The organism is Nitrosopumilus sp. b3 (assembly GCF_014078525.1).
Lineage (GTDB): Archaea > Thermoproteota > Nitrososphaeria > Nitrososphaerales > Nitrosopumilaceae > Nitrosopumilus.
This window is the reverse complement of sequence record NZ_MU078694.1, coordinates 275,080-298,020: the sequence shown is the minus strand read 5'-3', so window position 1 is coordinate 298,020 and position 22,941 is coordinate 275,080. Positions and strand designations below refer to the sequence as shown.

27 protein-coding genes are annotated in these 22,941 nt (G+C 34.1%); 11 read left to right on the top strand and 16 right to left on the bottom strand.

Annotated elements, in window-relative coordinates:
• Nucleotides 1–303 precede the first annotated feature (303 nt).
• The 3 genes from C6990_RS03705 (at nt 304) to C6990_RS10980 (ending at nt 2,689) form a co-directional block, all read left to right on the top strand.
• Nucleotides 304–996 (top strand): A24 family peptidase C-terminal domain-containing protein, encoded by a 693-nt coding sequence (locus tag C6990_RS03705; protein ID WP_182128498.1) that lies wholly within the window; start codon nt 304–306, stop codon nt 994–996.
• A 79-nt stretch (nt 997–1,075) separates the two neighbouring features.
• Nucleotides 1,076–1,453, top strand: a complete 378-nt coding sequence (locus C6990_RS03700; protein WP_182128496.1) for a TrmB family transcriptional regulator — start codon at nt 1,076–1,078, stop codon at nt 1,451–1,453.
• A 93-nt stretch (nt 1,454–1,546) separates the two neighbouring features.
• Nucleotides 1,547–2,689, top strand: coding sequence for an SHOCT domain-containing protein (locus C6990_RS10980; RefSeq protein WP_255465176.1), 1,143 nt, complete (start codon nt 1,547–1,549; stop codon nt 2,687–2,689).
• Here C6990_RS10980 and C6990_RS03690 read toward each other — a convergent pair.
• The 7 genes from C6990_RS03690 to aspS form a co-directional block, all read right to left on the bottom strand.
• Nucleotides 2,686–4,044, bottom strand: a complete 1,359-nt coding sequence (locus tag C6990_RS03690; protein ID WP_182128494.1) for a pyridoxal phosphate-dependent aminotransferase — start codon at nt 4,042–4,044, stop codon at nt 2,686–2,688. The genes C6990_RS10980 and C6990_RS03690 overlap by 4 nt on opposite strands.
• Nucleotides 4,045–4,114: 70 nt before the next feature.
• Complete coding sequence (locus C6990_RS03685) at nt 4,115–6,040, bottom strand: AMP-binding protein (protein ID WP_182128492.1); 1,926 nt, start codon at nt 6,038–6,040, stop codon at nt 4,115–4,117.
• A 45-nt stretch (nt 6,041–6,085) separates the two neighbouring features.
• The gene (locus tag C6990_RS03680; RefSeq protein ID WP_182128490.1) at nt 6,086–6,349 is read right to left on the bottom strand and encodes a hypothetical protein; all 264 of its coding nucleotides are present in this window, start codon (nt 6,347–6,349) and stop codon (nt 6,086–6,088) included.
• Complete coding sequence (gatB, locus tag C6990_RS03675; protein ID WP_182128489.1) at nt 6,346–7,755, bottom strand: Asp-tRNA(Asn)/Glu-tRNA(Gln) amidotransferase subunit GatB; 1,410 nt, start codon at nt 7,753–7,755, stop codon at nt 6,346–6,348. The genes C6990_RS03680 and gatB overlap by 4 nt, the downstream gene beginning before the upstream one ends.
• Entirely contained in the window at nt 7,752–9,197 is a 1,446-nt protein-coding gene (gatA, locus tag C6990_RS03670) for an Asp-tRNA(Asn)/Glu-tRNA(Gln) amidotransferase subunit GatA (RefSeq protein WP_182128487.1), read from the bottom strand. The genes gatB and gatA overlap by 4 nt, the downstream gene beginning before the upstream one ends.
• Nucleotides 9,194–9,463 carry an Asp-tRNA(Asn)/Glu-tRNA(Gln) amidotransferase subunit GatC gene (locus tag C6990_RS03665; protein ID WP_182128485.1) on the bottom strand — a complete coding sequence of 90 codons (270 nt, stop codon included), beginning with the start codon at nt 9,461–9,463 and terminating at the stop codon, nt 9,194–9,196. The genes gatA and C6990_RS03665 overlap by 4 nt, the downstream gene beginning before the upstream one ends.
• Before the next feature lie 9 nt (nt 9,464–9,472).
• Nucleotides 9,473–10,783, bottom strand: coding sequence for an aspartate--tRNA(Asn) ligase (gene aspS / locus C6990_RS03660; RefSeq protein ID WP_182128483.1), 1,311 nt, complete (start codon nt 10,781–10,783; stop codon nt 9,473–9,475).
• A gap of 114 nt (nt 10,784–10,897) precedes the next feature.
• Between aspS and C6990_RS03655 the strand changes: the two genes are divergently transcribed.
• The 3 genes from C6990_RS03655 to C6990_RS03645 are packed head-to-tail and all read left to right on the top strand — an operon-like array spanning nt 10,898 to nt 12,385.
• Nucleotides 10,898–11,071: a hypothetical protein gene (locus tag C6990_RS03655; RefSeq protein WP_255465173.1), complete on the top strand. Its 174-nt coding sequence runs from the start codon at nt 10,898–10,900 to the stop codon at nt 11,069–11,071.
• Nucleotides 11,072–11,121: 50 nt separating this feature from the next.
• A complete protein-coding gene (locus C6990_RS03650) occupies nt 11,122–11,331 on the top strand; it encodes a hypothetical protein (RefSeq protein ID WP_182128479.1) in 210 nt (69 codons plus the stop codon).
• 28 nt (nt 11,332–11,359) lie between these two features.
• On the top strand, nt 11,360–12,385 hold the full coding sequence (locus C6990_RS03645) for a formate--phosphoribosylaminoimidazolecarboxamide ligase (protein ID WP_182128477.1): 1,026 nt from the start codon (nt 11,360–11,362) through the stop codon (nt 12,383–12,385).
• A gap of 19 nt (nt 12,386–12,404) precedes the next feature.
• Here the strand turns inward: C6990_RS03645 and phnE are convergent, their stop codons facing one another.
• From phnE to C6990_RS03610, 7 genes are all read right to left on the bottom strand, one after another.
• Entirely contained in the window at nt 12,405–13,190 is a 786-nt protein-coding gene (gene phnE / locus C6990_RS03640; RefSeq protein ID WP_182128475.1) for a phosphonate ABC transporter, permease protein PhnE, read from the bottom strand.
• Nucleotides 13,174–14,004 carry a phosphonate ABC transporter ATP-binding protein gene (locus C6990_RS03635; RefSeq protein ID WP_182128473.1) on the bottom strand — a complete coding sequence of 277 codons (831 nt, stop codon included), beginning with the start codon at nt 14,002–14,004 and terminating at the stop codon, nt 13,174–13,176. Before C6990_RS03635 ends, phnE begins: the two co-directional genes overlap by 17 nt.
• A gap of 17 nt (nt 14,005–14,021) precedes the next feature.
• Complete coding sequence (locus C6990_RS03630) at nt 14,022–15,116, bottom strand: phosphate/phosphite/phosphonate ABC transporter substrate-binding protein (RefSeq protein WP_182128471.1); 1,095 nt, start codon at nt 15,114–15,116, stop codon at nt 14,022–14,024.
• A gap of 96 nt (nt 15,117–15,212) precedes the next feature.
• Nucleotides 15,213–15,563: a winged helix-turn-helix domain-containing protein gene (locus C6990_RS03625; RefSeq protein WP_182128469.1), complete on the bottom strand. Its 351-nt coding sequence runs from the start codon at nt 15,561–15,563 to the stop codon at nt 15,213–15,215.
• A gap of 9 nt (nt 15,564–15,572) precedes the next feature.
• Nucleotides 15,573–15,902: a helix-turn-helix domain-containing protein gene (locus C6990_RS03620; protein ID WP_182128467.1), complete on the bottom strand. Its 330-nt coding sequence runs from the start codon at nt 15,900–15,902 to the stop codon at nt 15,573–15,575.
• Nucleotides 15,903–15,973: 71 nt separating this feature from the next.
• The gene (locus tag C6990_RS03615) at nt 15,974–16,705 is read right to left on the bottom strand and encodes a CbtA family protein (protein ID WP_182128465.1); all 732 of its coding nucleotides are present in this window, start codon (nt 16,703–16,705) and stop codon (nt 15,974–15,976) included.
• 12 nt (nt 16,706–16,717) lie between these two features.
• On the bottom strand, nt 16,718–16,933 hold the full coding sequence (locus tag C6990_RS03610; protein WP_048119174.1) for a CbtB domain-containing protein: 216 nt from the start codon (nt 16,931–16,933) through the stop codon (nt 16,718–16,720).
• 90 nt (nt 16,934–17,023) lie between these two features.
• Between C6990_RS03610 and C6990_RS03605 the strand changes: the two genes are divergently transcribed.
• The 3 genes from C6990_RS03605 (at nt 17,024) to prf1 (ending at nt 19,676) form a co-directional block, all read left to right on the top strand.
• Nucleotides 17,024–17,653, top strand: a complete 630-nt coding sequence (locus C6990_RS03605; protein WP_182129076.1) for a DUF4443 domain-containing protein — start codon at nt 17,024–17,026, stop codon at nt 17,651–17,653.
• Nucleotides 17,654–17,688: 35 nt separating this feature from the next.
• On the top strand, nt 17,689–18,333 hold the full coding sequence (locus C6990_RS03600; protein ID WP_182128463.1) for a DsbA family protein: 645 nt from the start codon (nt 17,689–17,691) through the stop codon (nt 18,331–18,333).
• Between the two features lie 65 nt (nt 18,334–18,398).
• On the top strand, nt 18,399–19,676 hold the full coding sequence (gene prf1 / locus C6990_RS03595) for a peptide chain release factor aRF-1 (RefSeq protein WP_182128461.1): 1,278 nt from the start codon (nt 18,399–18,401) through the stop codon (nt 19,674–19,676).
• Here prf1 and C6990_RS03590 read toward each other — a convergent pair.
• The gene (locus C6990_RS03590; protein ID WP_182128459.1) at nt 19,673–20,080 is read right to left on the bottom strand and encodes an HIT domain-containing protein; all 408 of its coding nucleotides are present in this window, start codon (nt 20,078–20,080) and stop codon (nt 19,673–19,675) included. The two genes, prf1 and C6990_RS03590, sit on opposite strands and share 4 nt — an antisense overlap.
• 79 nt (nt 20,081–20,159) lie before the next feature.
• On the opposite strand from C6990_RS03590, the gene C6990_RS03585 reads away from it, so the two are divergent.
• A complete protein-coding gene (locus C6990_RS03585) occupies nt 20,160–20,756 on the top strand; it encodes a protein-disulfide isomerase (protein WP_182128457.1) in 597 nt (198 codons plus the stop codon).
• On the opposite strand, the gene C6990_RS03580 is transcribed toward C6990_RS03585, so the two are convergent.
• Nucleotides 20,749–20,958, bottom strand: a complete 210-nt coding sequence (locus C6990_RS03580; protein ID WP_182128455.1) for a hypothetical protein — start codon at nt 20,956–20,958, stop codon at nt 20,749–20,751. The genes C6990_RS03585 and C6990_RS03580 overlap by 8 nt on opposite strands.
• Before the next feature lie 98 nt (nt 20,959–21,056).
• On the opposite strand from C6990_RS03580, the gene ilvD reads away from it, so the two are divergent.
• Nucleotides 21,057–22,730: a dihydroxy-acid dehydratase gene (gene ilvD / locus C6990_RS03575; RefSeq protein ID WP_182128453.1), complete on the top strand. Its 1,674-nt coding sequence runs from the start codon at nt 21,057–21,059 to the stop codon at nt 22,728–22,730.
• The last annotated feature ends 211 nt before the right edge of the window (nt 22,731–22,941 follow it).

The window sequence follows — 22,941 nt, the reverse complement described above, 5'->3', positions numbered from 1 at the left end:
GCTAAATTTGTTAGATCGACTTGATCGTTTTTATCCATTTTACCGATAAAAATGGATCAAATTAGGCGTAAATATGCCAATTATTCCTAAATTTTAATTTTTTTTGACCAAAATGATGGTTTTTCTATGATCCACACTCAACAGAATTTGCAAATACTGTTGTTTCATTTTGGATGATCATACCTAGTAAAACATCGACCCCTCATTTTTGTACAAGTTAGATGAATAATTAAAAAATATGACTAAAAGAAAAGTCTTTTTCATTTCATTTCAAATATAGTTCGATAAAACAGAAACTACTAGATGGAATTATTTCTAGATCATCACATTATTGGAATAGGCTTGGCATTAGTTATGCTAGGAGTTGCGTCAGTAATCGATGTATGGAAAAGAGAAATTCATGATTATTTTTGGATTGTATTTGGAGTAATCGGATTTTTATTGATATTTTTAAGCCCTGATCTAATTTCTGATTTATTCACTTTAGGATTTTCATTAATTATTGTACCAATTGTGATTATTATGTGGAGAATAGGGTTTTTTGGGGGGGCAGATGCCTTTGCACTTATTGCATTAGCAGTTATTGCACCTATGGCTACATTTAGTGAAACTCCAATAACACCATTTACAACATTGTCTAATGCCGTGATACTATTTGTAATTCCATTTATTGTAAATGTATTAAGAAATGTGATAGCACAGATTAAAGGCGAAAACATCTTTGAGGGTTTTGAAGAGACTACTGGAAGAAAAATAATTGCAATATTAATGGGATATAGAGCTAAAAACCCAAAATTTGGTTTCTCTATAGAAAAAACTAAGAAAGGAAAAAAGAAATTAAATTTGAAATTACATCATGCTGAAAATCAAGACTTTTGTACAAAACCCGATACTTGGATTACTCCTGGAATTCCATATCTTTTACTAATTACAGGTGGTTTTTTGATTCAATTAGTTTATGGTGATATTCTCTTAGGTCAGTTTCTAGGATTGTAGCTAAATAGAATGAAAAAATACGATGTAATATTGAATTACATACATCTGTTAATGTAAAAATTAAATTCATACTTTCTTAATGGATGGGGATAATCACGAAAAAACGTTTACTGAAACAGTAGAAAATACAATTAGTAAACTAAATCTTATGATAATAGATTACTATTTTTCTACAGATGAAACAAAAATCTATCTATTTTTAAACAAAAACAGTGTTGAGACTGCCTCAGAAATATCAAAAGCCATGAATATTCCAAGAACCGAAACATATCGATTATTATCATCATTACAACGAAAAGGAGTAGTTTTTTCATCATTTGGTAAACCTACAAAATTTAGTGCAGTTGGCATTGATGAAGTGTTAGAGATTTTATCAAATAAAATTAGAACAAAAATCAGTCAACTGGAAGCAGAAACCAGAAAGAATCATTTGACAATAAACAACAGATGGGAATAGCGGAAAAATTATTTTGTGCATTTAACTATTACTTAGAAAAAAACTGAATGAATTATACGCTCATTTTAAATCAAAAAGTGAGATATTTTTTGTATGATGAGAAAAAAACTTTCTCAGTATACAATTGCATTGTTCTCTTTACTAATCATAATCAATTCAACTCCTGTGTTTGGAGAGGTTACAGATCTTCAAGTTAATTCCGATTCATTTTACAAAGGTGATCAAATAGAATTTTCAGGTTTAGTTGAGAAAGATTCTGTAGGTTTAGTAACTATAGTCATCAGGGATCACAAAAATGAATTTGTCCAATTGACACAAGCAATAATCAATCATGATGAATCATTTAAAAAAATTGTTAAAATCAACGATGATTTTTCGGAACATGGTGTGTATAATGCAACAGGATTTATTCTAAATATGACTGAAGGTGTAACAACAAGTTTCGGAGTTTCATTAAATGGGATTCCAGTTAATTTAGAAATTTCAGATGGGAGCAAAAAGGGAAAACAAGATAATGAAAAAGTGAACAATGTTCAGACAATAGAAGAAAAACCAATCTCCACATCTGTTGATTTTGTTGACCCAAACAAAGATCCTCAATACTATATTGATAGATACTATAATGAGGTAGCATACAAGTCATGGTTTGACAGGAACTATCCAGGATTAACTATAGAGGAAGCAGTAAATTATGAGAATAATTCGATACAAAATTTAACCCATGAGGAACCTGTGGATGAATGGAATGGACACTCAAAACCTGCTGATTTTGTTGACCCAAACAAAGATCCTCAATACTATATTGATAGATACTATAATGAGGTAGCATACAAGTCATGGTTTGACAGGAACTATCCAGGATTAACTATAGAGGAAGCAGTAAATCACAATGATAACATCAATACTGTGGTCCACGAATTAATTGACAAAGAAATCATTCCTGAAGCCGAAGCATCATCTATCGCTGAAGAAAAGAAAATAACTGAAAGTAATTCCGAGATTGCAGAGATATCTCTTGCTATTGCAGGCATAGGGATATTGTTTGGCGCAGTGATTGGAATAAAGAAAAAAGTTGATACAAATTCAAAACAAATTTCAATTAACAAAGAGGTGATCAGAAAAAAATTAATTCAGCCAATTATTAGAAGCAATCCAAAAGAAATTATACAAATAAGATTGGCCAAAGGGGAAATTAATTTAGAAGAATATGATGAATTAAAATCAAAATTAGATTAGTTGGTATTAATCAGGGAATTCTTTTGATTAAGCGAATTATTCAAAGATGTTTTTTTGATAGTTTCAAAAAATTTGGTGATCATATCTATTCCTGCAACAACTTTTGGAGCATTATTTTTTACAAATTCTTCTTTTTCAGAATCTGTTTCAGGTTTCTTATCTAGATAATTTTGATAAACCTTGGCACCGTCATAGTCTACATAAGCAATTCTTGCACTGAAGTCAGTTCGTTCTAAAACCAAGCTATCCCCACCTACAATTGCAGTGTGATATGGATGAACTATTAGTGATTCAGATAATTTCTGAGATGTGAAAATTTTAGCTTTTTGCAAATCTGTAGCATAATAATTAAAATCAGCCAAAAGGTAAAATGTAGCATCAGGCTTCGTGGCAACTACACCTTCAATTGAGGATAATGCCTTGTATGTATAATCACCCATAATTTGATGAATGTTTCTGGTAATTTGGAAATATTCATCCATATCTTTACTGATTTCAAACCCAGCTACTGCTGCATGTTGAATTGGAGTTGAAACTGCAGTATATTCAGTTGCCAAAATTTTTTTGAATTGTGTTTTCAGATCTATAGCATGTTGTGGAAAAACTACATAGCCTAAACGATATCCGCCTGCTGCATGTGATTTTGATAAACCGTTTGTTACAAATGTGCCTTCAGGGTAAATTTTACCCATACTGACAAATTTTGAAAAATCATATGTTGTCTGGGCATAAATTTCATCTGAAATAACTGTGATATTTTGTTCTCTACATACATCAGATATTTCTTCTAACTCTAATTTGTCATAAAGTAGCCCCGTAGGGTTATTCGGATTGTTAAGGATCAGTATTTTTTGTCTATCGTGTAATCGCAACGCAAGTCTTCTTAAATTATTTGGAGATATTTTTTTGTTTGATCTAGTTGGCAGCATATGATAATTTTTCTTTAAAAATCTAATTTGAGGAAGATATCCTAACCAAGCAGGGGTTGGTAAAATCACCGTCCCATGTAAAATTTCTAAAAGATTAAAAATCAACTCTTTGGTTCCAGGACCAACATGGATTCTTTCAGGTGGAACATCCATTCCAAAATAATGTTTATTGTATTTGGATATGGCATTTCGTAGTTCTGGAATTCCAGAAATCGGTGCATAAGCCCCCTTGTCAGCATTTTTTACTAATGCCTCTTGGATTGCTTTTGGAACTGGAAAAGGGGATTGGCCAAATGCAAAGCCATAAAATCCAAAACCACATTCAGGATGAGGGCAATCTGAATGAAATTCCTGCAAAAAGGTGTTTAATTTGAGATTTTCAGGCATCTCAATGTCTTCTACTTGCTGATCAACTACAAATTTCAATAATTTATCTACTAGGAATTAGATTTAGATACCAAGCGTGAAATAGTGAATATCAAACAGTGAGATTTTATCAACCTATTTTTGTAATTTCGTCTAAAACCTTTGTATTTTCCAGAGATGATAAATCACCCATATCCATTCCCAATAATTTTGATTTTAATACACGACGCATTATTTTTCCAGTTCTAGTTTTTGGTAAATCAGTCATTTGAAAAACAAATTTAGGTTTTGCAACCTTCCCAATTTTTTCAGACACGTAATTTGATATCTCTGTTTCTAAACCTGTATCGGATTTATCATCTGTAACAAAAAAGATCACAATTGCTTCACCAGTTATATCATCAGGAATTGAAATAGATGCGGCATCAGAAATTTTTTCATGAGAAATAACAGTTTGTTCAATTTCAGCAGTACTCATTCTATGTCCAGATATGTTGATTACATCATCTGCCCTACCACGCATATACCATAAGTTATCTTTATCAACAAAGACATAGTCGCCATGAAACCAAACATTTTCAAATCTTGACCAATAAGTTTCAATATACCGTGTATCATTATTTAACAATCCACGAGTCATTGCAGGCCATGGGGATTTTATAACTAAATACCCATTTTCATTTCTTACTGGATTACCATCATCATCAAAGACATCTAGATTCATTCCTGGAACAGGAATCCCCACACATGATGGTTTTAATTTCATTCCAGGAAAAACTGACAACATTGCACCACCAATTTCAGTTCCACCTGATAAATTCATTATAGGAATTTTTTTGTTACCAACTTTATCAAACAACCACCACCAAGAATCCTCATCAAGAGGTTCGCCAGTTGTAGGGATGTTTTTTATTTTATCTAATGAGAATAATTTTCTAGGTTCTGCATTATTTTTTTTGAATAACCGTACTGCCGTAGGAGATATGCCAAAAATTGTTGCATCATACTCTGACAGCATTTGCCAGATTCTATTAGGTGTCGGATAATCAATAGCACCATCATAAATTACTGCACTAGCCCCCATAATCAAAAGACCATAAACATTCCAAACTTGGCCTGTAATCCAACCAATATCTGCAGGCCAGAATAAGATGTCATTTTCATTCATATCTATGAGGTATGCAGATTGATGTCCTGCAAAAACGGAAAATCCTCCATGACTATGAATTACTCCCTTGGGGTTACCCGTAGTTCCTGAAGTATATAAAATAAACAAAGGATCCTCGGAATCCATTATTTCAGTAACACAAGAATCATCATGGAAGGACATGATTTTTTCAAATGGGATTATATCTTTAGATTCTGAAAAAGTGTCGATTCCTTTGTATGATACAAGTATTGTTTTTTCAATATTGGTATTTTTTATCGCAGTTTCCATAATCTCTTTTTGAGAGACAGGTTTTCCTTTACGATAAAACCCATCAGAAATGAATAGAATCTTTGCCTTACAATCTTGCAGTCTAACATGCAATGATTGTGAGCTATACCCTGAAAAAATTGTAGTTTGAATTGCGCCAATCTTAGCTGCAGCAAGAATTGCCAAAATTGCCTGTTCAATCATCGGAAGATAGATTGCAATCACATCTCCTTTTTTAACACCAAGAGATTTGAGGGCATTTGCAAGTTTTGTAACTTTGGAATTTAATTCAGAGTATGATATTTTAGATGTAGAGCCATCTTCAGATACAAAATAATACGCAATTTTTTGGGGGTTTATTTTTGCAAATTTTTCTACAGAAGACTTGTAAATGTTTGTCTTGCCATCGATAAACCATTTTGACCATGCAATGCCTTTTGAAACATCCAATGTTTTTGTATATGGCTTATCCCAAACTATTCCTATATCTTTATCAACGGATTCCCAAAACCATTCTAAATCTGTTTTTGCCTTTTGGGACAACTCTTCTAGTGTAGACACACCATGTTTATTCATAAATTGAAAGATGTTGGATTCTTTGATTTGTTTTTCATTTGGAATGAATTCAAAATTCGACAAGATTCAATCTTTAGAAACCTAAAGAGTGTAAAAAGATTTTTAGATTTATGATATGTCTATTCCCAAACGTCTGGCACAAGCAATTGCTGATTTTCCATCATCTTCACTAATTCCTGCTTTAAGAAATATCTCATTCCAATGGGTTTGGGTATCCATAGTGTTTTCGTGGTAATATTCTCTTAAAATCACGCCTACTTGTCGTTCTAATCTTAGTCTTGTGGCATCATTCATGCCTTGCTGAAGAATAGATGCATCGGAATTGGCAAGAATCTTGATAAATTCTATATCTTCTAACGATAGTTTAGTCATTGGATTCCGATTGCTTTTTTTAGCAAATTCAAAGTTAGTGCAGGATCTGCCTTTCCTTTTGTTTTTTGCATAACTTTGCCTACCAAATAGTTGATTGTTCGAGGATTGCTTTTTGCCTGTTCCACAGCTTGAGACTCTTCAGAAATCAATTGCTGGATGATACCTGATAGTTCTGAAGCATCCGAAACATTTCCCAAATCTAATTCAGAAATAATTACAGATAGATCTTTTCCAGTTTTGACAATTTCATACAATGCATTTTTAGAAGAATTTTTAGAAATCTGTCCTGATTGAATTGATTCTGCTAATTCCTTTAAATGGTTTGCAGTAAGTTTTGATGAATCACGTTTTTCTCTTGTATCAACTAGCCCCATTAGATCTGTTGTGATGATATTTGCGATTTCTTTTGCGGTCTTTTCTGTATGTGACTGTTCAAATAAATCAGAATAAAATTTGTCAGAAGATAACACATCAGCAACTTGAGGTGGTATGTTGTATTTTGAAACATATCTCTCTTTTTTGGAGCTTATGCTTTCAGGCATTTCTGATTTTAATTGTTGCTGAATTTGAGGATCAATCGTTATCCACGGAATGTCCCCTTCCAAGAAATAACGATAATCAAGTTCTTCTTCTTTAGAACGTGAAGATACAGTTATCTTTCGTTTATCGTCCCAATGACGTGTTTCTTGGATTATTGGAATATCGCGAGAACTCAAGCTCTCTTGTCGGGTAATTTCAAAATGGACAGCTTTTTCTAAATCATGGAAAGAGCCAATATTTTTTATTTCAACTTTTTTGCCACCTTTGATAGAAACATTTGCATCTGCTCGCATTGCCCCCTCTAGACTAGGATCTGCAACACCCAAGTTTTCCAATAAATCAGACAAAATATTTAAAAAATCTCTTACTTCCTTTGGAGTCTCAAAATCAGGCTCGGTAACAATTTCAACTAGGGGAGTTCCTGCTCTATTATAATCTACAAGTGTGATTTGATTTTTTGATGAACTTCCCTCGTAAATTAGCCTCCCAGGGTCTTCCTCTAACTGTATCCTGGTAATTCTAATTTTTTTATCACCAACCATAATGGAACCAGTTCCTCCAACACTTGTATCGCCATAAATGTTGAGCTGAGTAATTTGGAAGTTTTTTGGAAGATCAGGATAAAAATAATTTTTTCTAAAAAAAGCAATTTTTTCTGGAGTAGAGCAATTTAATGCCATGGCAATAATCGTTGCTTTTTTCACTGCTTCTTTGTTTAATCTAGGCAAACTTCCTGGGAGCCCCATACAAATAGGACAAATGTTTTCATTGATTTCAAATTCCCTATAGTTTGCTTTACATGAACAAAATAATTTACTTTGTAAATTCGTTAATTGACAGTGAATTTCTAAACCTATCATGGTCATATTGGAACCTCTGGTAGAGTAACAGTTTGTTCTAGTGCATAGGCAGCTTGAAGTAATAGTTTGTCATGATTTGAATCAGCAAACAATTGAATACCGATTGGCAATCCATTTGAATGTGCGAAAGGTATTGAGATCGCAGGTTTTCCTGTAAGATTTGCAGTTACAGTGTTAATGTCAACTAGAAATAGAGATATCGGATCATCAATTTTTTCACCAATTTTAAATGGAAGAACTGGGACAGTAGGTGAAATTAAAAGATCAAATTTCTTAAATGCCTCATTAACTTCCTTTGTAAGTTTATTCTTTACTTTTAATGCCTTGAGGAAATATTTTCCTGCATGACCTGCTGATGGAACAAATCCTCCAAGGATCATTCTTCTTGTAACTTCAGGACCGAATTTTCTTCTTGCTTTTGAAATGTAAGAATTAAATTCATAACCTTCGACTGGAAAATCATAACCATATCTGAGATTATCATATCTTGCAAGATTACTTCCAGCTTCTGTTGCAGTAATTGTATAATATGCAGCTACAGAATATTTTACCATATCAAGTGATACTTCTTCACATATTGCCCCTAACTTCTCAAGTTTTGATATTGCCTCTTTGGTTGCATTCAAAACTGCAGGATCTATCCCTTCCCCTATCATCTCTTTGATGATCCCAATTTTCTTCCCCTCTATACCCGAATCTATGTCTGAAAGGTAATCCTCATTTTGGTTATCTATTGTTGTGTTATCATTAGGATCTATTCCAGAAATTAGATTTAGGAGAAACGCTGTATCTTTTACGGTTCTAGTGAGCGGACCAATTTGCTCGATACTGTTAGCATAGGAAATTAAACCAAATCTGCTAATCAGTCCGTATGTTGGTTTGTATCCAACTGTAGAACAAAAACTTGCAGGATTTCTAACAGACCCTCCTGTATCAGAACCAATAGATGCCATACATTCAAAAGCACTAACTGATACTGCACTACCACCTGATGAACCCCCTGGAACATAATCTATATTCCATGGATTTTTACTAGGACCAAACGCACTAAATTCTGTTGTAAGACCCATGGCAAATTCATCCATGTTTACTTTTCCAATAAATATTGCATCTTGCTGTTTTAATTTTGTAATAACTGTGGCATCATAGGGCGCAACAAAATTTTCCAACATTTTAGATGCACATGTAGTTTTACTTCCCTTGATGCACAAATTATCTTTAATTGATATTGGCATTCCAAAACAATCCCCAACATTTTCACCGGATTTTATTTTTTTATCAATATTTTGTGCTTGTTGAACTGCATCATCATTAACAGATAAGAATGCATGTACTTTGTCATCAATTTTTTTAATTTGATCAATAGTACTAGCAACAAAATCTTCTGCAGAGATATTTCCATTTTTTACTTCTTGAACATATTCAAGAGCAGAAATTTTTAGATTCATGAAGACATCTTTGGTGCTCGAACGTATGTTCCTTTATAGTGGTTTAATTTTTCAATTAGTTTTTCAGGAAATGGAATGTATTCATCATCACGTAAATTTGAAATGGACATTTCTTGGGTTGAAATTTCTTCAGATTCAACACCTGCAGAATCTAAAATGTCAAAATAATTAATCATTGCATGTACTTTGTCGACATATTCTCTATGATCATCGATAGAAATTTTCATTAATTTTGAAACATGTTCTATTTCTTCTTCTGTAACCATTCAATACACCTACGGTGTTAATCTGTCAACATCTCTTGGATAAAATGTTACATCTCGAATATTTTCTGTGCCTGTGAGTGCCATAATTAGGCGTTCAAGACCAATTCCACAACCTGCGTGGGGAGGAACGCCATAATCAAACGCACCTAAATGGTATTCAAATGCATCTGTTTTCATACCTTTATTTTTCATTCTCTCAGAAAGCTCATCTCGTTTTTCAATTCTTGTACTTCCAGATGATAATTCCAAATCACCATACATTAAATCAAAAGATTCAGAAACTTTGGGATTTGATTTACTATCCTTTACATAGAATGGTTTTGGTGCAAGAGGCCAGTCTTTAATGAAATAGAACCCTTCAAGTCCAATTTTTTTTAGATTGGATGGATAAAGATCATCACCCCATTCTGTTTTTGCTCCGGCTTTTTGCATTTTATCAACTAGATCATCATATGAATATCTCGGAATGGTTTCAGGAATTTCAGGAACTGAGAATTCAGCATTTGGATTATTTTTAACATAGCCATTTACAGTCTGTATTGAAATTTTTATTATCTCTTCAATTCTATTCATGATATCATTGTAATCAACAAACGCTTCTTCCAAGTCAATGGATATAGCTTCTGCAAGATGTCGATTTGTCCTTGATGGTTCTGCCCTAAAAATTGGGGCAATCTCAAAAACTTTTTCAAAACTCATCGTTAACTGTTCCTTATACAATTGGGGACTCTGAGCTAAAAATGCTTCTTTGTTGTAATAAAATATTGGAAATAATGCAGCCCCGCCTTCAGTAGCAGTCGCAATCATTTTTGGGGTATTGATTTCAATAAACTTTTGATTTGAAAAATAATCTCTAATACTTTCTAAAACTAAACTCCTTGTTTTGAAAATGTGTTGTAATATTGTTCGTCTAAGATCAATTGGTCTTACTTCTAACCTAGTATCAATATTTTTGACCGTTTTTGCTGTTGGCTCAAATGGAGGGATTTTCTCAACATTTGAAAATACTCTCAACTCTGAAGGGATGATCTCAAATCCGCTAGGTGCTTTTTCTGAAGATTTTACCTTTCCAGTTACAGCAATGGATGAATGTGATTTTAGTGATGAGATAGTTTCACGTATATCATCAGGACAATCTCCTTTTTTCGCTACGACTGAAATCTCCCCATTTTTATCACGAATTGTTGCAAAACTGATATTTCCATGCCCACGTATAGTTAAAACCCATCCCATAACGGTGACCTGCTCACCATCCATTGATGGAGTAATCTCATCAGAGTAATGAGATCTACGCAAATTTCCCAATTCAGTTTCAACCATAATTTACTTTAATGCATTTTGTTGGTATAATTAATTTTTACACGAAAAAATGAATAATTTTCATAATGCTTATAGCCAGCAGGAATTCCACATCAAAATAAGATGAATATCCTAATGGGGCTTGTTATTGCAATGTTTATCATTACAGCAGTATATGTCGGATATCACGCAATGCAGCATCCTGAAGAAGAGGGAGACGGGCATAATATCGAAATAGGATTACTAAATGAGAATACAGGAATAATTCAATCACTCCATAACACTATGTTATTCAAAGCAGTCATTTGATTTTTTCAAAATTTATTTACATTAAATTACCATGGTATTCCTAGAATTTTATGCCATTGAACGATAAGGAAAAAATGATTGCAATTATTTCAAATGGAATAGCGGTATTTTCACTTTTGCAAGAAAGAGACGAATTACCAAAAAATACTACAATGTATGATTTTATCCTAAAAGTAGTCCCAGAAGATATCAAATCAGAACTGAATGTGGATTTGATTGACGAGATATTTCAATACGTAATATCCACACATAGTTCATAAGGTACAAAATCTAAACAAAAACATCATAATGGTAGCCATAGCAACACTGGGATCTCATTGTGCATTGCAAGTGCTAAAAGGTGCAAAAGATGAAGGCCTCAAAACTATACTAGTTTGTGAAAAGAAACGTGAAAAACTTTATCGAAGATTTCCATTTATTGACGAATTAATTCTAGTAGACTCTTTTAAAGAAATTTTAGAAGAAAAATGTCAATCAATATTAAAAGAAAATCAAGCTGTTCTAATCCCACATGGTACATTAATTGCTCAAATGAGTTCCGAGGAGATTGAATCCATCAAAATTCCAGTATTTGGTAACAAATGGATTCTGAGATGGGAGTCAGATAGAGAGATGAAAGAAAAACTGATGAGAGAGGCAAAACTCCCAATGCCAAAACCAGTCACAGAGCCTAAAGACATTAAGAAATTAGTTATTGTCAAAAGACAAGGAGCTGCAGGAGGTAAAGGGTACTTTATGGCAGCAAATGAAGAAGATTACAATACAAAAAGAAATCAATTGATTGCAGATGGAATAATCTCAAAAGATGAGACCCTTTACATTCAAGAATATGCAGCAGGTGTGCTGGCATATTTACAATTCTTTTATTCGCCACTAAAAGATGAATTAGAATTTTTTGGTGTTGATCAAAGACATGAATCAGATATAGAAGGTCTTGCAAGAATTCCTTCAGAACAACAACTCAAATCAACCAAAGTTCCATCCTTCAATGTAATTGGAAACAGTCCACTTGTTTTAAGAGAATCCCTCCTACAGGATGTTTATGACATGGGAGAAAATTTTGTGGAAGCATCAAGGAGAATGGTATCGCCGGGAATGAATGGTCCCTTTTGCATAGAAGGAGTATATGATGAAAATGCAAAATTCACATCGTTTGAGTTTTCAGCAAGGATTGTTGCAGGAACAAACATCTACATGGACGGTTCTCCATACTATTCACTTTTGTTTAACGAATCAATGAGTATGGGTAAAAGAATTGCAAGAGAGGTAAAGATGGCAGTTGAAGTAAATCAACTAGATAAAATCACCACATAAAAAATATTTTTTATAAAAATTATTTTGTAGACACTTCCATCCCATGTTGGGATTTGATGATGTACTTGTCTCGGATCTTCACACTAACCCAATCAATGATTAATACTGTAACCAATACAACAAGCATAAAGACAGCAGCTTTGCCATATTCGAAAAATTTGATATAATTAATAATGTAGAATCCTATACCGCCTGCTCCAACAAGTCCCAAAATGCTTGTTTGACGAACGTTGTAATCAAACATGTATAGCATTTGACCAAGAAGATGGGATGCAGATTCAGGTATTACAACATAGCGAATTAATTGGAATTTTGAGACTCCTATAGAATTGATTGCATCCATTGGATCAGAATCGATGGTCTCAATTACCTCATACTGTAATTTTGCAATAAATCCAATGGTATACATGATAATAGCTAAAACACCTGCAAACGGACCTAATCCAACCATTATTACAAACAAAAGTGCCCAAAGTATTGATGGGAATGTTCTAGTGGCAGCTAGTAATGCGCGTGTTGGGGCATAGACATACTTACTGTTTAGATTTCGTGATGCCAACAAGCTAAGAGGCAAAGCAATTGCAACACCAATGATAGTTCCGATAAAAGCCATCTGAATTGTTTCGAACATTGCCCAAAGTGCAGTTGGAATGTATTTCGGCTCAACTTGAAGCATTTCATCAACAACTATTGCAAGATTTGGCAATCCCTCTACAAACTCAATTGGATTTGCATCTACATTGTATGATGCGATAACTACCAGTGCAATGATTATTCCAATGATAATGTTATTTTTTGGAGTCATCTGCATACATCTCCATAATTTCATCGTTATTCATATCACCAGATTGAAAATCAACTATGGTGTCCCCCTCCACACCAATCTCTAGAATTTTTTGTCCTTCTTTGATAACTGCTACTCTATTTGCATATTCTAAAGCAAGTTGTATATCGTGATGAACCATAATTGCAGTAAGATTCATTCTTTTTTGTGCTTCTGCAATCAAATCCATTATTTCACGCGAAGTGACATGATCTAATTCTGAAACAATCTCATCAGCCAACAAAATAGTTGGTTTTTGCATCAGTGCTCTGGCAATTGCTACTCGTCTTTTTTCACCCCCACTTAACATGTATGCCTTACGGTTTTCTTTTCCTGATAATCCAACTTGAGCAATAATTCTCATTGCTTCTTTAATTTCATGCTCAGGGAATTTATTGAATAATGATTGTATTTTGTTTAATCGTGGAAGTGCTCCAAGTAAAATATTTTCAAGGACAGTACTATTTTTCACCAATCCTAGACTCTGAGGAATATACCCTATAGTATGCATCATTTTTTTGAATTTTTTGTTATTGATGTTAGGAGACACATAATCAATTTTGATAGTACCCTTACTTGGAATCATCATTCCATTCATTAGTTTGAGCAATGTGGATTTTCCAGAACCGGATTGGCCAACAATTGAATAATTTGTACCCCTATCAATTGAGAGATTGATTTTTTCAAGTGCAAAATTTTTAGAATCATAAGACGTGGAGACATCATTCATTTGAATGATTTTTTTTGTAGAAATTAATGAAAAAGAAGGGTTTTTGGTCATCTGAATTTGTTTCATTTCAAGATTTCCAGTTTTTATTTGCTCTTGTCATAATTAGATTTATCTAGAATGAGTTGATCAAGACCTGTCAATGAATCAATATATGTACCAAATTCACCAATATGCATAGTAGTGGTGGTTGGAACTAATGCTTCAGCACCGTACAAGTCCTTCAAAATATAGTTATTCTCATCATAATTGAGTTCAACTAGTGCATCAACGAGTGCATCTTTGGTGGATTCTGACATATCAGCACTCACCATAAAGACATGTGATGGGACCGGTCCAATTGTGGTAACTGGTCGCAATTTCATTTGATCTTCTAATTCAAGATATTTTTGCGGAGCAATATCTGATCCAAATGCAACATCCACATTTTCATTTAAGAGTAATTGTAAAGCAGCTTTGTATCCTCCGGCAAAGGTATAACTTTCAAAGTTATTTGCAAGAGCAGATTCCAATGCGACTATATCATCACCCTCAATGGCAATATGGCCGTCAGTGACGAGAGTTCCCATAGGTCTAACGAAACCAGATGAGCCAGTAATACTGGTAAACGCTACACGTTTACCTACTGTATCTTCTATTGAATTAATAGAGTCATTATCAGCTAAAGCCCATACTGTTGCTTGATAATTTACTTTTCCTGCAACAAGCTCTGCCAATACTGCTTCAGCACCAGTTCTTTGATGTGTAATCCATCCAGGTCCTGTATCCATAAAGGCAGCATCAATATGACCAAATCTCATTCCCTCAATAATGGTTTCATAATTTGTTGGAACTACTACTTCGACATCAATACCAAGTTCAGCCTCTAAAAATTTTTCCAGGGCTTGTGCTTTTGGTGTTAGTTCATCAGCTTTTTCAACTGGAATAAAACCAATAGTCAAGGTATCCACGTCAATCCCATTTGATTCAGATGAAACGTTGATGACATCATTTTCCAAAAGGAATTTTATTCCATTCAGAAAAGTTGCATCATCTACAGTACCATCAGCCCACCAACCAGCGTTTGTTTTAATCCAATCTGGGACTAAACTTTCAGCCTGAACGTTTTGGGCCAAGGGAACAGTTGCAACACCAATCACTGCAATTGCAGCAATCAATGTCAATAGTATTTGTCGTTTCATGATTTACAAAAATCTTAGGAAGAGCTAAGTTATTTAAAGTAGGTTTTCATTCCAGATTTTCATTCCAAATCTATAGAATGAGAATGTTAATTTGTTTTAAGAATTAGATTTTGGGTTTTCAGTATTGGGATATAAATTCAAACTTGGCTCTAAATTATCCAATGTGATTTCTACTTTGCCAATTCTGCTACGGTATAATTTTATTTTTTTACCCTCTGGAGAAATAACATATTTGTCTACTTCAGCTAGTGCAAGATCCTCTAATACCGATAATGTTTTGTAAACTGTAGAAAGGGATATTTTTAATTCATCTGCGATTTGTGTTGCATCTTTTGATTTGCTTTTTACGGAAAATAAAACTGCACGAGTACATACATTTGTTAGAGATTCAATAATTTTTTGAGTAATATCAAACTCTGATAATTGGATGATGTTGGATTTTGACATTAAAACTCCTCAATTTGCTACTAGTGTAAGAGTGGGTTCTGGTTTTCTAATGGAAATATCTGCCTTGCTGATTCTACTACGATATACCTTGTATTTTCTTCCCTTGTCCGATAGTAACCATTTTTCAACTTCAATTAGTGTTAGTTCTTCAAGATCTCCTAATTTTTTGTATACTGAACTGAGAGGAATTTTTAGTTTAACTGAAAGTTCAGCAGCTGTATTGCCCTTTTTAATTATTGAGAATAAAATTGCCCGTGATTCCGAATCAGCTAATGCCTCTATTACTTTTTGAGTTATATCGTATTTTTTTAGTTGTGGCAAAGTAATTCTTCGTGACATGTAAATTCCCAAAAATACTTTGGGATATTTAAACGAGATGATATTATTCTGATTCTAAAGAATTAGAACAATTAATTGTAATGGGGAGTCGTCTCTTTATGAGATTCAAATCTATTCCAAAATAATCCAAGAATTAACCCCATTGACACCCAAAATGATGTAACACCAAGTACAGACATTATTCTAAACTCATTAACCAGATTCATCGGGGCTGTAATTTCATCAGGGTTTTCTGGCATGACAAGAAATACTACAGAAATGAAAATTGCATAACCTAGTAAAGATACAAGTTTTTTCTTGTTTTGGAATTTCTTTGACAATTTGTAAAAAGCAATAGCGCCCAATCCAGAAATTGCAATAAATGAAAGATACAGAATTGTTCTTAACACCACAGTTTCACCATCACCCACAGTGGGAGGATTTGCAGGATATTTCAGGAATGGAATTATGTAAAGAGTTACCCACATTATTCCAGATAAAATAATAGATTTTTTTACAATGTTATTCCCAGGTAATGCATTTTTAGAAAAAGCAAACACAATACCAAACAATGAACCAACTGACATTCCAAGGATTACCCCAGCTAGTATCTGTCCACTTTTTTGCCATACTCGATACCCCTCATACTCTACCCAAAATTCAGGAGTATCTTCTTCCTCACCAGAGGCAAATAGATTTTGATTCTCAATTCCTATTGCCTGATCAAGATATGGTTCTACAAATGCAAAATTCACAGTACCATGAATGAATCCTGCAAACGCCCCTGAGACTAGGACTATTATAATAAAAATAGATGTTTTCATGAAAAAGAACTCCTAGTGACAGGGAAAGCCTGCTGCATGTCTCATATCATGAGTGAGTTCATGGATGTAAAGATCAGTAAATGCTTGTTCTCCATAAACTAAACTAAAGATATGTCCTTGATCAAATCCTACAACAAATAATCCTGCTGCAAAGATTATAGCTAGTGCAACTATTGCTAGTTTTGAAACACCAGTCTTAGACACATTAATTTGTCTTAATTCAGACATAACTGAAGGCAATATCTGAATATATTTAAGCACTTGGATAATTTGTCCAATTTATAAAAGATTTAGAACTACAATTCATTCAGAAAAGATCTGAAAAAAACTATTCAAATTTTACAAAATATTGTATCAAGGAAAGGATCCAGTAAAGTCCTAACATTTAGCATACCTCATGTTTTCAAGGCCCTCCAATTATTGTCAAAAGAAAAATTTGTCAGCAGGGCAACATTTGGAAAAGAGATCCAGTTAGGAGAAGGGGCTGTAAAAACACTGATCTCTCACCTTAAAGAAGCAAAGATGATTGAGACGACAAAATCAGGAAGTTTCCTTACAGAAAAAGGAGAAAAGATTTCAAAACAAATTCAGCAGATTATCCCAAATGAGTGTAAAATTAAAAAATGTGCCGTAGTTACTGGAAAAAATAATTTTGCAATTATTTTAAAAAATTATAGTTCTGCAATAAAGTCAGGATTAGAGCAAAGGGATTATGCTATTTTGTATGGATCATCAGGATGTACCACTATTTTGTACAAAGATAACAAATTTGTTTTTCCTGGAGATACTAAAGATTGTTTTAAAGAAGACAAAAAAACAAAAAAATACATTTTAGAAAATTTATCTCCTAAAGAAGGAGACGTGATAATAATTTCATCATCAGATGATCCTTTTGTTGCAGAAATTTCAGCAAAGAATTCTGCATTGTGGACTTTGGCTACAAATTAGCGAAGATATTTAGTTGTAATAATTTTTCTAAAAATATGACAAAACTATACCTTTTAGCTGTTCCCGTAATTATTGGAATTATCACAGGAATGTTCATGGTATTTTTTCCTGAAACTGAAAATGATTCAAAATTACTCACAACTACAAAATTAATCAAAAATGGCTCACCAATCATGGGAGAATCAAATGCGCCAATAACAATTTTAGAATGGGGAGATTACCAATGTACTTTTTGTTACAAATTTCATCAAAATACTCTAGATATCATTTATGAAGATTTTATCAAAACAGGAAAAGTAAAACTTGTTTTCAAAGATTTTCCACTGAATGGTCCAGACTCATTATTAGCTGCTGAGGCAGCATATTGTGCAAATGATCAAGAAAAATATTGGGAATACCACGATGAAATATACAAAAATTGGGGCGGTGAGCGAACAGGCTGGATTACGAGAGAATCCCTTGAGAAATTTGCAGTTTCAACTAATTTAGACATTAATAATTTCAACAAATGTCTAGATGATAAAAAATACCAAGACAAAGTAATCACACTACATGAATTTGGCAAAGAGATTGGAATCGATGCGACACCGTCATTTTTGGTCTTCAATGATCAAAAGATTATCAAAATTAGAGGGAATCAGCCACTCGAAGTGTTTCTAAAAACATTTGATGAATTATAATCTTGGAAAAAGATCATAATGGATTCAATCAAAATTAATATTCGCATGATCTGGAGTAAGCACAAATGAAGAAAATAGATGTAGAAAAGCAAGATTCAGTTAAACTCTATAAAATAAGAAAGACATTAGAAGAATTATCAAAAAAATCTGGACGCGGAACTGAACTAATTACAGTATACATTCCCAAAGGAAAGCAACTTCATGAAATTATCGGTTCCCTACAACAAGAGCAAGGAACTGCAGATAACATCAAATCAGATCTAACTAGATCACACGTAGTAGATTCACTAGGTAAAGTCGTTCAGAGATTAAAAATGTACAAAAAAACACCAGACAAAGGACTAGTAGTTTTTTGCGGGGCATTACCACCAGAAGGAGGAGGCCCACTAGGAAGTGAAGTTGTAACTGTCTGGGAGATTGAACCACCAAAAGATCTAAATCAGTATTTGTATAGATGTGATGACCATTTTCATGTAGACATTCTAAAAGACATGCTAAAAGATGACAATCTCATCGGATTTTTAGCAATTGATGCAAAGGATGCAGGATGGGGATTGTTGCACGGAGACAAAATAGAAGTTTTAGCTCAAACAGGCTCGGGTGTTGCAGGAAAACATAGGCAAGGAGGACAGTCAGCAAAAAGATTTCAAAAACTCAGAGAAATGGAGTTGACATATTATTTTAATAGAGTTGCAGAAACCACCAGAGAGTATTTTATTGATATCTATCCAATCAAAGGATTAGTAATTTCGGGACCGGGTCCAACTAAAGAGGATTTCATTAATGGTAACTATCTTGAATACAGATTACAAAACATGATCATCAATACAATTGATGCTTCATATTCCGGAGCAGAAGGTATCAGAGAAGCTTTTGCAAAATCAGCTGATATTCTAGGAGACTTTAGGATGGTCGAAGAGAAAAAATTAGTTGAAGACTTGTTCAGAGAAGTAAACACAAATTCAGGAAAAGGATCATATGGATTACAAGAGGTAATAGAATTTTTAAAAAATAATGTTGTCAAAGTTCTACTAATTACAGATAATACAAATTTGCATAGAGTAGAAGGCAAATGTAAAAGGTGTAACCACCTTCAGGAAGAAATTGTAGAAAGACCTCAAGTCATTCCTAAAAAAACAGAATTTGCAAACAACCCTTGCCCAGAATGCAAATCTATGGAAGTCGAAGTAAATGAACAAGATATTGTAGATTATCTGGAATTGTTAGCTGCTAAAACGGGTTCTCAATTAGAAGTAATTTCTGGTAGTGCCGAACATGGGAATATGCTTGCAAGCTTAGGAAAAATTGGTGCTATTTTGAGATACAATCCAGGGCACGGCTAAACAATAAAACTGCGAATATTTTTTGATAGCTCAACAAGTTCATCCTCTGTTGAAATTTGTCGTTTAGTCCAGATTGTTCCCTTGCTATTGTATCTTGGAATAATGTGTATGTGAACATGTGGAATGATTTGTTTTGCAGCTCTCCCGTTATTTTGGCCGAGACTAAATGCATCAGCACCAGTTGCCTTTAAAATCGCACTAGCAATTTTTGGTACCAGTGAAAAAATTTTTCCAACATCTTCTGAATCCATATCTGTGATTCTTTCATGGTGTTCTCTAGGAATAATTAGACTATGACCCACATCAATTGGATATTTATCTAAAAATGAAATATGAGATTTATCTTCATATAACAAATGCCCGTCTCTTTTTCCATCTAAAATTTCACAAAAAATACAACCCATATTGATCAGCGTTTTCTGATTTTATTTATTGTTTTTATCGAATGGTTAATTAGGGCAAATTTCAAACGCAGAACATCCTATGGGTCGAAAAGAAAGAAGAGAGCGTGAACAAAAACGTGATAATTACGCTACAAGACATTCAGCAGAAAAAAGAAAACAGACTCTTATTGCCGTAGGAGTATTAGCTGTAATTGCAGTAATTGTGGGATATGCAGGATGGATATTTGTCAACATGACAGATAATGTTCCTGGAGGTCCTGAGAATGCAGGTGCTTTGGGTAGTGAACACGCACACGCAGGAATTCTAGTTTCAATTTTTGGTGATGAATTTGATTTTTCAGCACCTGCCTACCAAATTAAATCAAGTTGGATTCATTTTGAAGGAAGAGATGGCACGACAATTCACAAGCATGCAACAGGTGTAACTCTAGGATATCTCTTTGAAACATTATCTTTGGGATTAGATGATCAATGCTTTGTTTTCCAAGATGGAAGAAGTTTCTGTACTAATGAGGATTACAAACTATCATTTTATGTGAACGGAGAGCAGTTGCCTGATATCAGAGAACTAGAAATCCAAGAAGATGATAAAATTCTAATCGTATATGGTGGAGAAACTCCTGAAGAGATTGATGCATTATTGTTAAAATTAGAAAGCAGGGAATTAATCAAGTAGAACTTTCTGATTCGTCCTTTGTTGTAAATTGAGCCATTTTGTCAAAGAACATGTAATATCCACATTTTGTACATCGCAAAACAGTTAGTTCGGTTGTAAGGAATTCTTTGTCTTCAAATCTTCCGCTAAGCTTCACATTTTCTCCCGCAATTGTTGCTTTGTTACTTTTGCAAACAGGGCATTCTAGAGCTTTTTGTTCCACAATTTTCTCAAAGCCATTTACAATTTAAACTCAATGAAAATTTTTCAAATGATATTTTCAATAAAGTCTAAATTATAGCGATTTAGAATTCAAATATCATGGAGATTTCTAGCAAAAATGTGGTAGAAGGGACATCACGTGCTCCACAAAGAGCAATGTACAAAGCTATGGGACTAAATGATGATGATTTATCTAAACAATTTATCGGCGTCTGCCATACTGGCAATGAAGCAACGCCATGTAACATTCATCTTCCAAGATTAGCTCTCAAAGCTAAGGAGGGAGTATCAGATACTGGTGCAACTCCTAGAGAGTTTTCAACCATTGCAGTAAGTGATGGAATTGCAATGGGCCATGAAGGTATGAAATCATCATTAATTTCTCGTGAAGTCATTGCAGACTCAATTGAACTAATGGTCAGAGCACATCAGTATGATGCCCTTGTAGGCATAGCAGGGTGTGACAAAAGTTTACCTGGCACCATGATGGCGATGGCCAGACTAAACATTCCATCAGTATTTGTCTATGGCGGAACAATCATGCCAGGTATGCTAGATGGGCAAGAGCTAACAATAGTTGATGTGTATGAGGCTGTAGGAGCATATGATTCTGGGCAACTATCACTAGAGTCTTTAAAAAATATTGAAAACACAGCGTGTCCTAATTCGGGTTCTTGTGGCGGAATGTTTACTGCAAACACAATGGCCTCAATTTCAGAAGCCATAGGTCTTGCACTGCCAGGAAGCGCCAGCCCACCAGCAGAAGACGACAGACGAGACAAGATGGTATATGACACAGGAGTTGCATGTGCAAAATTATTAGAGATGAATATTAGACCAAAAGAAATTTTGAGTTTTGAAGCATTTGAAAATGCAATCACCATGCTAAACTCTGTTGGAGGATCAACTAATGGGATTTTACATTTACTTGCACTTGCAAATGAGGTTAGTATTGATTTGACATATGATGATTTTGAAAGAATTCGAAAGAAAACACCGCATTTAGCGGATATGAAACCAGGAGGAAATTATGTGATGAATTCCCTAGATAAAATTGGCGGAATTCCTTTTGTGTTAAAAAAACTTCTTGACAAAGGATTACTAAATGAAAACTGTGTCACAGTAACAGGAAAAACAATCAAGGAAAATCTCAATGCAATAAAGATACCAGATACAGAGCAGCACATAGTAAGATCCGTTGAAAATCCAATTCATCAAGTTGGCACTGCAGTAATTCTCAAAGGGAGTCTCGCTCCCGAAGGAGCAGTAATCAAAACTGCAGGAGTAGAGATGACTAAATTTACCGGAAAGGCACGTGTATTTGATAGAGAAGAATATGCATTTGATGCAGTCTCAAAAGGAGAAATAGACGAGGGACATGTAGTGGTAATCAGATATGAAGGTCCAAAAGGAGGTCCAGGGATGAGAGAGATGTTAGCAACAACTGCAGCATTAGTTGGACAGGGATTAGGCAAAAAGGTTGCAATGGTAACCGATGGCAGATTTTCAGGAGGAACTCGAGGATTCATGGTAGGACATGTTGCACCAGAAGCATATGTAGGCGGCCCAATAGCTCTTGTAAAAGACGATGATGAAATCACAATAGACACTGAAACTAACATAATTGATCTTCATGTGTCAGAAGAAGAGATGGAAGATAGAAGAAAACAGTGGTCAAAACCTGCACCAAACTATACACATGGTGCACTAGCAAAGTATGCAACACTTGTAGGCTCAGCAGCTCAGGGTGCAATTACTACAGCAAATCCCTAGATGAACAATTTATCCACAAGCTTTATAGATCGCGAACATGGATTATTTTTAGAGATAACAGGAAAGAAAAATAACATTTTGCTATAAAATTACTGTTGTCTACTACAGGCTGATGAACTCAAGTTTGTCGCCACATGTCAATAATTTACTTTCATAGCAATAACATGTTATCAATCCAACCAGACTAGGCCGAAAAGTAGGGTCTAGAAAA

Bases quoted from the DNA above. Each gene is read 5' to 3' on its own strand.
- C6990_RS03625 (WP_182128469.1), bottom strand. From the start codon at position 15,563: ATGTCAAAATCCAACATCATCCAATTATCAGAGTTTGATATTACTCAA.
- ilvD (WP_182128453.1), top strand. From the start codon at position 21,057: ATGGAGATTTCTAGCAAAAATGTGGTAGAAGGGACATCACGTGCTCCA.
- C6990_RS03585 (WP_182128457.1), top strand. From the start codon at position 20,160: ATGGGTCGAAAAGAAAGAAGAGAGCGTGAACAAAAACGTGATAATTAC.
- C6990_RS03680 (WP_182128490.1), bottom strand. From the start codon at position 6,349: ATGACTAAACTATCGTTAGAAGATATAGAATTTATCAAGATTCTTGCC.
- C6990_RS03650 (WP_182128479.1), top strand. From the start codon at position 11,122: ATGCCATTGAACGATAAGGAAAAAATGATTGCAATTATTTCAAATGGA.
- C6990_RS03700 (WP_182128496.1), top strand. From the start codon at position 1,076: ATGGATGGGGATAATCACGAAAAAACGTTTACTGAAACAGTAGAAAAT.
- C6990_RS03635 (WP_182128473.1), bottom strand. From the start codon at position 14,004: ATGAAACAAATTCAGATGACCAAAAACCCTTCTTTTTCATTAATTTCT.
- C6990_RS03665 (WP_182128485.1), bottom strand. From the start codon at position 9,463: ATGGTTACAGAAGAAGAAATAGAACATGTTTCAAAATTAATGAAAATT.
- gatA (WP_182128487.1), bottom strand. From the start codon at position 9,197: ATGAATCTAAAAATTTCTGCTCTTGAATATGTTCAAGAAGTAAAAAAT.
- phnE (WP_182128475.1), bottom strand. From the start codon at position 13,190: ATGACTCCAAAAAATAACATTATCATTGGAATAATCATTGCACTGGTA.
- C6990_RS03705 (WP_182128498.1), top strand. From the start codon at position 304: ATGGAATTATTTCTAGATCATCACATTATTGGAATAGGCTTGGCATTA.
- C6990_RS03610 (WP_048119174.1), bottom strand. From the start codon at position 16,933: ATGTCTGAATTAAGACAAATTAATGTGTCTAAGACTGGTGTTTCAAAA.
- gatB (WP_182128489.1), bottom strand. From the start codon at position 7,755: ATGACCATGATAGGTTTAGAAATTCACTGTCAATTAACGAATTTACAA.
- C6990_RS03590 (WP_182128459.1), bottom strand. From the start codon at position 20,080: ATGGGTTGTATTTTTTGTGAAATTTTAGATGGAAAAAGAGACGGGCAT.
- C6990_RS03600 (WP_182128463.1), top strand. From the start codon at position 17,689: ATGACAAAACTATACCTTTTAGCTGTTCCCGTAATTATTGGAATTATC.
- C6990_RS03655 (WP_255465173.1), top strand. From the start codon at position 10,898: ATGGGGCTTGTTATTGCAATGTTTATCATTACAGCAGTATATGTCGGA.
- C6990_RS03645 (WP_182128477.1), top strand. From the start codon at position 11,360: ATGGTAGCCATAGCAACACTGGGATCTCATTGTGCATTGCAAGTGCTA.
- C6990_RS03630 (WP_182128471.1), bottom strand. From the start codon at position 15,116: ATGAAACGACAAATACTATTGACATTGATTGCTGCAATTGCAGTGATT.
- C6990_RS10980 (WP_255465176.1), top strand. From the start codon at position 1,547: ATGATGAGAAAAAAACTTTCTCAGTATACAATTGCATTGTTCTCTTTA.
- aspS (WP_182128483.1), bottom strand. From the start codon at position 10,783: ATGGTTGAAACTGAATTGGGAAATTTGCGTAGATCTCATTACTCTGAT.
- C6990_RS03620 (WP_182128467.1), bottom strand. From the start codon at position 15,902: ATGTCACGAAGAATTACTTTGCCACAACTAAAAAAATACGATATAACT.
- C6990_RS03615 (WP_182128465.1), bottom strand. From the start codon at position 16,705: ATGAAAACATCTATTTTTATTATAATAGTCCTAGTCTCAGGGGCGTTT.
- prf1 (WP_182128461.1), top strand. From the start codon at position 18,399: ATGAAGAAAATAGATGTAGAAAAGCAAGATTCAGTTAAACTCTATAAA.